This is a genomic window from Propionivibrio limicola (assembly GCF_009469695.1).
GTDB classification, from domain to species: domain Bacteria; phylum Pseudomonadota; class Gammaproteobacteria; order Burkholderiales; family Rhodocyclaceae; genus Propionivibrio; species Propionivibrio limicola.
Genome location: NZ_SSSR01000018.1, coordinates 57,491 through 67,902, shown reverse-complemented (window position 1 = coordinate 67,902; position 10,412 = coordinate 57,491). Strand labels below are relative to the sequence as shown.

Sequence of the window (10,412 nt, the reverse complement as noted above, 5' to 3'; positions counted from 1 at the left end):
GACGTATTCCAGATTGACGGTCATGTCGAACTGTTTGGCCAGATCACAGATCTCGCCGAACTTTTCGATCGCGTAGTCGATCTTGTCGGTCCAGATGCTGGACAGAACCGCCTTGCCGCCGAGTTCGGCCGCGACTTCCATCGCCGGCAGGTACTTGGTCGGGTGCATGTCGTCGTAAACACGGGCGAGCTCAATGTCGTAGAGCTTCATGCCGGTGTCGGCCAGCGCGCGCTTGGTGGCGCGCAGCATTTCAGGATTGTCGGCGAGCGCGTAGTTCGGTTCGCCGGGCAGGCCCATGTAGATGTTGCGCAGGCTGACGTAGTCGTAGCCGGCGCGTGCAGCAACGTAAACCATTTCTGGCGGTGGGCAGCCAAGAACGGTCAGATGCGCTAGTGAAAATTCCAATGCCATACTTCCCTCCGTAGATCGCCGAATGCGCGACCTGTGATCGCACTTTCGACGGATCAGTTGCTAGCGTAATGCCCCGACCCAACTTCGGCTCCGAATGACGAAACCGATTTCGAGCCGGGGCACCACAGGTCCCCCAGTACTATTACTTACAACAAAACTGCTGGACGATTAGTTCGTCTCGGCGTGGTGAATCTTCTTGCCGGGCGAGTAAATGTCCATGATGTTCCAGTGACCGGACGTCGGGGTCGGGATGTTCTTCATGTAAACATCGATCACCACCGGCTTGTTCATTGCAACGGCCTTTTGCAGAGCCGGAAGCAGTTCGTCTGCCTTGTTGATGGTGATACCCTCGATACCGTAAGCGCGGGCGATGGCGGCGTAGTCAGGCGAGTAGGTTTCGCCGTCAACTTCGAACACCGTACCGAAGGTGGTGTCGTAGTGAGCCTTTTCCAGACCAGCGATGGTACCGAAAGCGTGGTTGTTCATGATGACCCAGATAACCGGGATGTTGCTTTCCTTGGCGGTTGCCAGGACAGCCGGGTTCTGACCCCAGCCACCGTCACCGGTCAGCGCGACAACAACCTTGTCCTTCAGAGCAACCTTGGCGCCCATGGCAGCCGGCGAACCGAAGCCCATGGTGGCGAAGCCGCCCGGGGTGAAGATCGTGCCCGGCTCGTAAACCGGATATTGCTGAGCAAGACCGTTCTTGTTCCAGCCCACGTCCGTGCAGATGTAGGAGTCACGCGGCAGAGCCTTGCGCAGGTCAGCCAGAATACGTTGCGGAGCCATCGGGAACATGTCGCTTTCCATGTTCACCTTGTTGCCTTCAACGAATTCCTTGCGGTTGGCGGCCATTTCGGCAACCAGCGCATCGCGCTTCACGCCTTGCGGGCAGATGCGCTTGGCAACGCGAATCAGAACCGTCAGCGCTTGCTTGAGGTCAGCCATCACGCCGATAGCAGCCGGGTAGTTACGGCCGATTTCCGACGGATCGATATCGATGTGGATGAGCTTGGTCGGCGGGAAGTTGAAGGTGTATTCCGATTCCCACGACGAGCAGTCAGCTTCGGAGAAGCGGGTGCCCAGACCGAGGATCCAGTCAGCGCCTTTGGTCTTGGCGTTGATGAACTTGGTACCCCAGAAACCGGTCATACCAAGAATCAAGGGGTGATCATCCGGCAGAGCGCCCTTACCCATCAGGGTGTGAGCAACCGGCAGCTGCAGGTGTTCTGCGAATTCGCGCAGTTCGGTCGTGCAATCGGCCAGCATGATACCGCCACCAACGTACAGCAGCGGGGTCTTGGCTTCGAGCAATTGCTTGACGATCTTCTCGGCGGTTTCTTCGTCCATCGAGGGCTTGGCGATCTGGCGGGTGTTGGCCAGAACACGGTCGAACAGCTCAACGTCGATTTCCTTGGAGAAGATGTCCATCGGAACATCAACGAGAACCGGACCCGGGCGGCCGCTTTCAGCCAGCGTGAAAGCCTTTTCAAGGATTTCCGGGATCAGATGCACGGAGTCAACACGCCATACACGCTTACAGATCGGGCGATAGATTTCGCACTGCGAAGCGTCAGCATGCAGGTTAACTTCCTGGTGCGGGTGCTTACCGTAGTAGTGGGTCGGAACGTCGCCGGCGATAACAACCATCGGGATCGAATCGAGCGAGGCGTTCGCCACACCGGTCAGCGCGTTGGTCATACCCGGCGACAAGTGGGACAGAACAACGGATGCCTTCTTGGTAGCACGGGCATAGCCGTCAGCCATGTGAGCAGCGATCTGTTCATGACGCGAGTTGATGAACTTGATCTTCTTGCTCTTCTCAAGTGCAGCCAGAACTGCGATGTTGGTGTGGCCGCAGAGACCGAAGATGTGCTCGACGCCGCGGGCTTCGAGATATCTCACCAGTTGATTAGATACCAAGTCTTTCATTAATTAACGCTCCTAAAAAAAACAGTAAGCACAGCGACTACACAGCAGTGCAAAATCACTTAGTTCTGTTACACAACCTTTTGTGACGGCGCAGTATAGGTGCAGCGGCCATCTTCGGCAAGACCTCTCAAAACCACCATCCCACCGCAAGTGCATACCTCCCACCTGGGCACCGTAACACCATCAAACAAAAACGGATCCGAAATCGCCCGAATCACCGGAAAAGGCGCAGGTTTACGGACTCCGAGTGAACAAAACACCACCGCGACTCTCGACTAAGCACTCGAACTCCGGTAGCTTTTAAAGCCTTGAAATATTAGCTTTAGCGCCTCATCACGTCGATTAGATAGCCACTTTTCTGCGCGATTGTCGCACATCGTGCGCGCTATCCGCGCAAACAGCCAAATATCAAAGCACCTTCCGAAGCATTGGGCATTTTAAAAAAAACGGCACGGGAAATCCCGTGCCGTTTTTTCATTCAACTGACTAGCTACTAAATCAGCTTAGTAGTTACCGTACTGAACCTTTTCAAGTTCAGCATCGTAGAACTCGCCGAACAGCTCTTCGTCAGTCTGCCAATCGGGCTTGTCATACTCACGCGAAACCCAGGTCACATTCATGTAGTGGTGCAGATGAATATTTTCCGAAGTCGCATTACCAGCCCAGGTACCGCAACCGATCGACGAAGTCATCGGCATGCCGTTGTTCATGCTGCCGGAGTTGGCCTTCGACTGCGGCTGACGAACCATGATACGGCCGACGCGGGCAACGCTGGCGAGACGGTGGATGTGATCTTCGTCGAACGAGAAGATACCAACCGAGTGACCAATACCGCCAACTTGGTGGATAGCCTGAACAGCGTCGATCGCGTTCTGGAACTCACCGCAATACTTGTGAACAGCCAACAGCGTGGTCAGCTTCTCAACACACCAGATACCTTCCGGACCCGACGTGAATACACCGGTACCGTGCGAGGCAATCAGGAACTTGCGGTCAGCGGCCAACGAAAGACCGGCTGCTTTCATCATGTCTTGCGGGGAGAGAGCCACCGTATCGGGCAGGCGGTGACCTTCGTCATCCCACATGACCTTCTTGACAGCTTCTTGCTCCGACGGCGACAGCATGTAGCCGCCAACAGCCACGAGCTCCTTCAGAGCGTCTTCGTAGATGCTTTCGTGAATAACGATGTTACCGTCAGCCGAGCAACCCGAACCGAAGTCGGATGTCTTGGAACGCATGGTGTTGGCAGCAGCCTTGTTCAGGTCTTGCTTAGCCGTTTCATCCCAAACCATCGTGGCGTTACCGGCACCAACAGCGTAAGCAGGCGTACCGGACATGTAAGCGCGGCGAACAACACCTTGACCGCCAGTCGCGATGATCAGGTCGCACTTGGTCATCAGAGCTTCGGAAATACCCTTGTTGATCTTGGCCTTGTAGCCGAGAACCTGAACGAGGTCTTCAGGAGCGCCAACGCGACGAAGGCCTTCGCGCATCAGTTCGACGGTGCGGCGGCTGGTCTTCAGAGTGCGGGGGTGCGGCGAGAAGATGATGGCATTACGTGCCTTGATAGCGTAGATGGCATTGCCGGCCGGGGTCAGGTCGGGGTTGGTTGCCGGAATTACGCAGGCGATGACGCCAACAGGCTTCGCGTACTTGACGATGCGCTTCTCGGGGACTTCCTCGATGATGCCGACCGACTTTTCGCGCAGGCAGTCACGCAGAATGCCGCGGATCTTGAAGCGCTTGGCTTCACGGCTGAGCGGGTCACCGAAAGCACTTTCGGCGATGCCCATCTCGACCAGTTCGTGGAAGGTCTTGGAGTTGGACACGATCTGGGCCACGGAACGGATAGCGCGGTCGATGGCTTCCTGGCTCCAGGTTTCGAATTCTTTCTGAGCCTTATCTGCTTTCGCAAACGCCTCTTCAACTTCTGCGATCTGGTCTTCGTTAAGCTTCAGCTCAGCGTAACGCTCCTGCATGTCGTTCTGTCTACTCATTTCATTTCCTCATAAAACAACTTACAAAAAAACCAAATTATTCATCGCTTTCGCAACAACCGATGACGTTAAAAACCCCGCCAAAACTCGGCCAGCCAGCAAAATGACGAATCAAAAAACAGCGTAACTTTATATCACATTTCCGGTCAGCAATGTTTGAACATCAAGGAAACACAACCAACAAATTTCTTTTGAAAGCAACTCGGCAGTATGACCATTTCATTCAATGGGTCACAACTGACTGTGCGGCTGAACTGTCACGTTCGGAATCTACCGTTTGTCCCGCAACTGATTCCGGCAACGGTTCTGGCTTGCTTTCAAGCGCCAGTTCAAGCACCTGATCAATCCACTTTACGGGTACGATTTCCAACTTGTTTTTTATGTTATCGGGGATCTCGGCCAAATCCCGCACATTTTCTTCAGGAATCAATACCCGGCCAATTCCACCCCGAACAGCGGCAAGCAGCTTTTCCTTCAGCCCTCCGATCGGCAGAACCTCGCCTCGCAACGTAATTTCACCGGTCATCGCTACGTCACACCGCACCGGAATACCCGTAAGCACTGAAACCAAGGCGGTACAAATCCCGATACCAGCCGATGGCCCATCCTTTGGAATAGCACCTTCGGGCAAATGAATATGAATATCGCTTTTTTGATAAAAATCTTCATCAATACCAAGTGAACGAGAGCGCTTCCGGACAACCGACATCGCCGCCTGGATTGACTCCTGCATTACCTCGCCCAACTTCCCGGTTGTAATGGTCTTGCCTTTTCCAGGCAACGCGACTGATTCAATGGTCAGAAGTTCCCCCCCAACCTCGGTCCACGCAAGCCCGGTGACCTGCCCGACCTGGTTTTGACGTTCGGCAACACCAAAGCTGTAACGCCGCACCCCAAGGAACTTATCAAGATTGCGAGAGGTGACCGCTATGCGCGCCTGACTCTTCTTGAGCAACAGCGTCTTCACCACTTTGCGACAAATCTTTGAAACTTCACGCTCCAACGCACGTACCCCTGCCTCGCGGGTGTAGTAACGAACGATGTCGCGCAAAGCACTCTCCGCGACAGAGAGCTCGGTCTTTTTCAGACCATTCGTCTTCATTTGCTTTGGCAACAGATATCGCTGGGCAATGTTGATCTTTTCATCCTCGGTATAGCCTGAAAGACGAATGACCTCCATCCGATCCAGCAACGGTGCCGGAATATTCAGCGTGTTCGCAGTTGCAACGAACATCACTTCCGACAAATCGTATTCGACCTCAACATAGTGATCGACGAAAGTCGAATTTTGTTCCGGATCAAGCACTTCAAGCAGCGCCGAGCTCGGATCACCTCGAAAATCCTGCCCCAACTTATCGACTTCGTCGAGGAGGAACAATGGATTCTTGACCGCTACTTTCGTCATATTCTGGAGAATCTTGCCCGGCATCGAACCGATATATGTGCGCCGGTGACCGCGAATCTCCGCTTCATCGCGAACACCGCCAAGACTCATACGGACAAACTTGCGCCCTGTCGCGCTCGCGATCGACTGACCAAGTGACGTCTTGCCAACACCGGGGGGGCCGACCAAACACAGAATTGGTGCCTTCAAACGATCTACACGCTGCTGTACGGCCAAATACTCAAGAATGCGCTCCTTGACCTTTTCAAGCCCCCAGTGATCCTTGTTCAGAACCTTTTCCGCTTCGACCAGATCCTTGCTGATGCGCGTTTTCTTGCGCCACGGCAAATTGGTCAGCGTCTCGATAAAATTCCGCACGACGGTCGCTTCGGCGGACATCGGCGACATCAATTTGAGCTTTTTCAATTCGGACTGGGCTTTGGCAAGCGCTTCCTTGCTCATGCCAGCCGCCTTCATTTTCTTTTCGAGCTCTTCGAAGTCGGCGCCTTCTTCCCCCTCGCCCAACTCCTTTTGAATAGCCTTGACCTGCTCATTCAGATAATACTCGCGCTGGCTTTTTTCCATCTGCCGCTTCACGCGGCCACGGATACGCTTTTCGACCTGCAGAATATCGATTTCAGTCTCTAGCTGGGAAAGCAGACGCTCGATCCGAGCACGAATTTCGAACATCTCAAGCACTTCCTGCTTCTGTTCGAGTTTGAGCGGCAAATGCGCCGCAATCGTATCGGCAAGTCGGCCAGCCTCTTCAATACCTGCGATCGACGTCAGAATTTCGGGCGGGATTTTCTTATTCAGTTTTACGTATTGGTCGAACTGCGAAATCACGGCCCGCCGCAATGCCTCAAGCTCATGATCCACGCCACCCTCTGATGCCACTGGACGAGCGGAAGCGACAAACATCTCACCAGTCGCATCGATCGATTCAACATAGGCACGCTGGGTCCCTTCGACCAACACCTTTACCGTGCCGTCCGGCAGTTTCAACATCTGCAAAATATTCGCAACGCAGCCGATCGAATAGAGGTCTTCCGCGGCGGGATCATCCTTCCCTGCCGATTTCTGCGCCACCAGCAGAATGCCCTTCCCCCCTTCCATGGCCACTTCAAGCGCCTTGATGGATTTTGGCCGCCCGACAAACAGCGGAATTACCATATGCGGAAAGACTACGACATCGCGCAATGGCAAAAGCGGCAATTCGAGAGATTCTGCTGAAAGAGGGAGATTCGTAGCCATGAGTTTGCTCTAATAATTAGGTACAGACGCCCATGTGGGGGCATGAAATCAATTTTCAAGCCACCCCACTTTCAAACGACAGGCTTCGGCGACAGGTTTCAGTTGGAACCGGCAACCTTGGGTTGGTCGGCGTAAATCAGAATGGGCTTCGCATCGCTATTGATCATGTTTTCATCAATGACGACTTTAGAGACATTTTCCATCCCTGGAAGTTCGTACATCGTATCCAGCAGGACAGACTCAAGAATGGAGCGCAACCCACGCGCCCCCGTCTTGCGCTCGATGGCTCGCTTTGCAATCGCCGTCAGCGCTACAGACCGAATCTCCAGTTCCACATCCTCCATGGCAAACAGCTTTTGATACTGTTTGACCAATGCATTTTTCGGTTCGACAAGGATCTGAACGAGCGCCTCTGTAGAAAGCTCCTCCAACGTTGCAACCACCGGCAGGCGCCCGATCAATTCGGGAATGAGGCCGAACTTGATGAGATCCTCAGGTTCGACTGTACGGAAAATTTCACCGATGGATTTCTTGTCGTCCTTGCTTTTAACCTCTGCCCCAAACCCCATGCCGCCGCGCTCCGAGCGGTTACGAATAACCTTCTCAAGCCCATCGAACGCACCGCCGCAAATAAAAAGGATATTGGTCGTATCAACCTGAACGAAATCCTGGTTCGGATGCTTGCGCCCCCCTTGAGGAGGCACTGAGGCAACAGTTCCTTCAATCAGCTTGAGCAATGCTTGCTGGACGCCTTCACCAGAAACGTCGCGCGTAATCGAGGGATTGTCAGACTTGCGCGAAATCTTGTCGATCTCGTCTATATAAACGATACCTTGTTGCGCTTTGTCGATATCGTAATCGCACTTCTGCAACAGCTTCTGGATAATATTTTCGACGTCCTCGCCGACGTATCCGGCCTCAGTCAGCGTTGTCGCGTCTGCCATGACAAATGGCACGTTGAGCATGCGCGCCAAAGTCTGAGCAAGCAACGTCTTGCCGGATCCTGTTGGACCGATCAACAAAATGTTGCTCTTGGCCAACTCCACATCGTCCGACACCTTGCCTTGATGACGCAAGCGCTTGTAGTGGTTGTAAACCGCCACCGACAGGATTCGCTTGGCCAGTTCCTGACCGATTACGTACTGATCGAGCAGAGCAGAAATCTCTTTCGGCGTCGGCAATTCCTTCTTCGCCACGCCCCCCTCTTGATCAAGAGAAAGTTCGTCGCGAACGATATCGTTACAGAGTTCAATGCATTCGTCGCAAATGAACACAGATGGACCGGCAATCAGTTTTTTTACTTCATGCTGACTTTTTCCGCAGAACGAGCAGTAAAGCATTTTTTCACTGCCACTTTTCTTTTCCGCCATTCCGGCCTACCTCATTTTTCTTACAAAAAATTGGAACTGATCAAACAGCTGCGCGGCTGACCAGCACCTTGTCGATCAGGCCGTACTCAACGGCCTCCTGCGAGGACAGGAAGTTGTCCCGATCGGTATCGCGTTCAATGCGTTCAACCGGCTGCCCGGTGTGGTGGGCCATGATTTCATTCAATTTTGCGCGCAAGGACAATATCTCCTTGGCGTGAATCGCGATATCAGACGCCTGCCCCTGAAAGCCCCCCATCGGCTGGTGAATCATCACCCGCGAATTCGGCAATGCAAAACGCTTACCCTTTGCACCTGCTGTCAGCAGGAAGGCGCCCATCGAACACGCCTGCCCCATGCATAGCGTCGAAACATCCGGCTTGATGAATTGCATGGTGTCGTAGATCGACATACCCGCCGTTACCGAACCGCCAGGCGAGTTGATGTAGAAGTGGATATCCTTGTCAGGATTTTCCGCCTCAAGAAAGAGCAATTGGGCGACAACCAAATTGGCCGTCGCATCATTGACAGGCCCGACCAAGAAGATCACACGCTCCTTGAGCAGACGAGAATAAATGTCATAAGCCCGCTCGCCGCGACCACTCTGTTCGACAACCATCGGAACCATGCCGAGCGCTTGTGGCGTCCAGAAACTTTCAGACTCACTACGATCAAGACTCATACATCTCCTCCATATCCGGAATCGGGCCTACCATCCTTGCGGTGACTACCGTTTAACGCCCCGGTTGTCCCATCAGTTCGTCAAAAGAAACAGCCTTGTCGACCACTTTAACCTTCGACAGAACCCATTCGACGACGTTATTCTCAATCGCGATACCTTCAATCTCGGCGATCCGTTGCGGCTGTGCGTAATACCACCGTACGACCTCTTCAGGCTGCTCGTAGTTCTCAGCCATTTCTTCAACGATCGCCTTGATCTGCTCGGGCTTGGCGTGCAACTCATTAACCTTGACAAGCTCGGCCAGAATCAGACCGAGACTGACGCGGCGCTTCGCCTGCTCAACGAACCAAGCACGCTGCAGCGGAAAGTCCTTCTTGCCCGTGCGCTGTTCCATATCTTTGCGCGCCGAATCCATCAAACGTTCAATCTCCATTTCGACGAGCGCATTCGGCACATCGATCGGATTGGCGCTCAGCACCGCTTCCATCACTTTGTCTTTAAGCTGGCTTTGCAACCGGCTCTTGACTTCGCGTTTGAGGTTCGTTTCGATTTCTTCGCGCATCTTGGCCGTATCGCCGCCTTCAATCCCGAGCGACTTGGCAAATTCAGCATCCACTTCCGGCAGAACCGGCTCGCTCACGTGCTTGACCGTCACCTCGAACGACACGGCCTGCCCGGCGAGATCGGCCGAAAAATAGTCAGCCGGGAAAGTCATATCAAACGTCTTGGACTCACCCACCTTCATTCCGGTAACAGCGGCTTCGAAATCAGCCAGCATGGACCCTTCACCGAGGGTAAACGGGAAATCCTTGGCCTGACCACCCGGGAACGGCTCTCCGCCTTTCTTGCCGAGGAAATCGATCGTCACGCGATCGCCCTTGGCGGCGGCGCGATCGGTGGCTTCGAAACGGGTGCGCTGCTTGCGCAGAACATCAATGGTGCTATCAACTTCTGCCTGACCAACCTCGAGCACCGGGCGCTCAAGCTCGACACCCGCCAAGTCTCCAAGCGTAATCTGAGGATAGACCTCGAACGTCGCCGTAAATTCAAGATGGGTCGTGCTTTCCGATTTCTTTGCATCGATCTTCGGATTACCGGCAATACGAAACTCAGCCGTTTTGACCGCTTCTCCAAACACCCGCTCAAGCGACTCGTTCAATGCATCAAGCCGGGCTTCATGACCATAGTGCTGCTTGATGATATTGGCCGGCACTTTCCCTTGACGGAAGCCCGGCATTTTCGCCGTTTTGCCGATGCGCTTCAGGCGCTGTTCGATTTCCTTGTCGAGTTCGGCGATGGCCACCGTGAGGTCCAGACGACGCTCAAGGGCATTGGGCTGCGGCGCAGTTTCGGTGGTTGTGGCGTTCGTTTCCATTAAATTCCTC

General features: G+C 53.9%; 7 protein-coding genes. All 7 read right to left on the bottom strand.

Annotated elements, in window-relative coordinates:
- Positions 1-411: sugar phosphate isomerase/epimerase family protein (locus GH659_RS11920; RefSeq protein ID WP_246167829.1), on the bottom strand; the 411-nt coding region annotated here is incomplete at its 3' end.
- A 168-nt stretch (positions 412-579) separates the two neighbouring features.
- Positions 580-2,343 carry a thiamine pyrophosphate-binding protein gene (locus GH659_RS11915; RefSeq protein WP_153111631.1) on the bottom strand — a complete coding sequence of 588 codons (1,764 nt, stop codon included), beginning with the start codon at positions 2,341-2,343 and terminating at the stop codon, positions 580-582.
- Between the two features lie 503 nt (positions 2,344-2,846).
- Entirely contained in the window at positions 2,847-4,340 is a 1,494-nt protein-coding gene (locus tag GH659_RS11910; protein ID WP_211364224.1) for an aldehyde dehydrogenase family protein, read from the bottom strand.
- 223 nt (positions 4,341-4,563) lie between these two features.
- The gene (lon, locus tag GH659_RS11905; protein WP_153111630.1) at positions 4,564-6,978 is read right to left on the bottom strand and encodes an endopeptidase La; all 2,415 of its coding nucleotides are present in this window, start codon (positions 6,976-6,978) and stop codon (positions 4,564-4,566) included.
- Positions 6,979-7,076: 98 nt separating this feature from the next.
- A complete protein-coding gene (clpX, locus tag GH659_RS11900) occupies positions 7,077-8,348 on the bottom strand; it encodes an ATP-dependent Clp protease ATP-binding subunit ClpX (protein ID WP_153111629.1) in 1,272 nt (423 codons plus the stop codon).
- Positions 8,349-8,388: 40 nt separating this feature from the next.
- Positions 8,389-9,027, bottom strand: coding sequence for an ATP-dependent Clp endopeptidase proteolytic subunit ClpP (gene clpP, locus GH659_RS11895; RefSeq protein ID WP_153111628.1), 639 nt, complete (start codon positions 9,025-9,027; stop codon positions 8,389-8,391).
- A gap of 52 nt (positions 9,028-9,079) precedes the next feature.
- Positions 9,080-10,402: a trigger factor gene (gene tig / locus GH659_RS11890; RefSeq protein WP_153111627.1), complete on the bottom strand. Its 1,323-nt coding sequence runs from the start codon at positions 10,400-10,402 to the stop codon at positions 9,080-9,082.
- Positions 10,403-10,412: the final 10 nt, after the last annotated feature.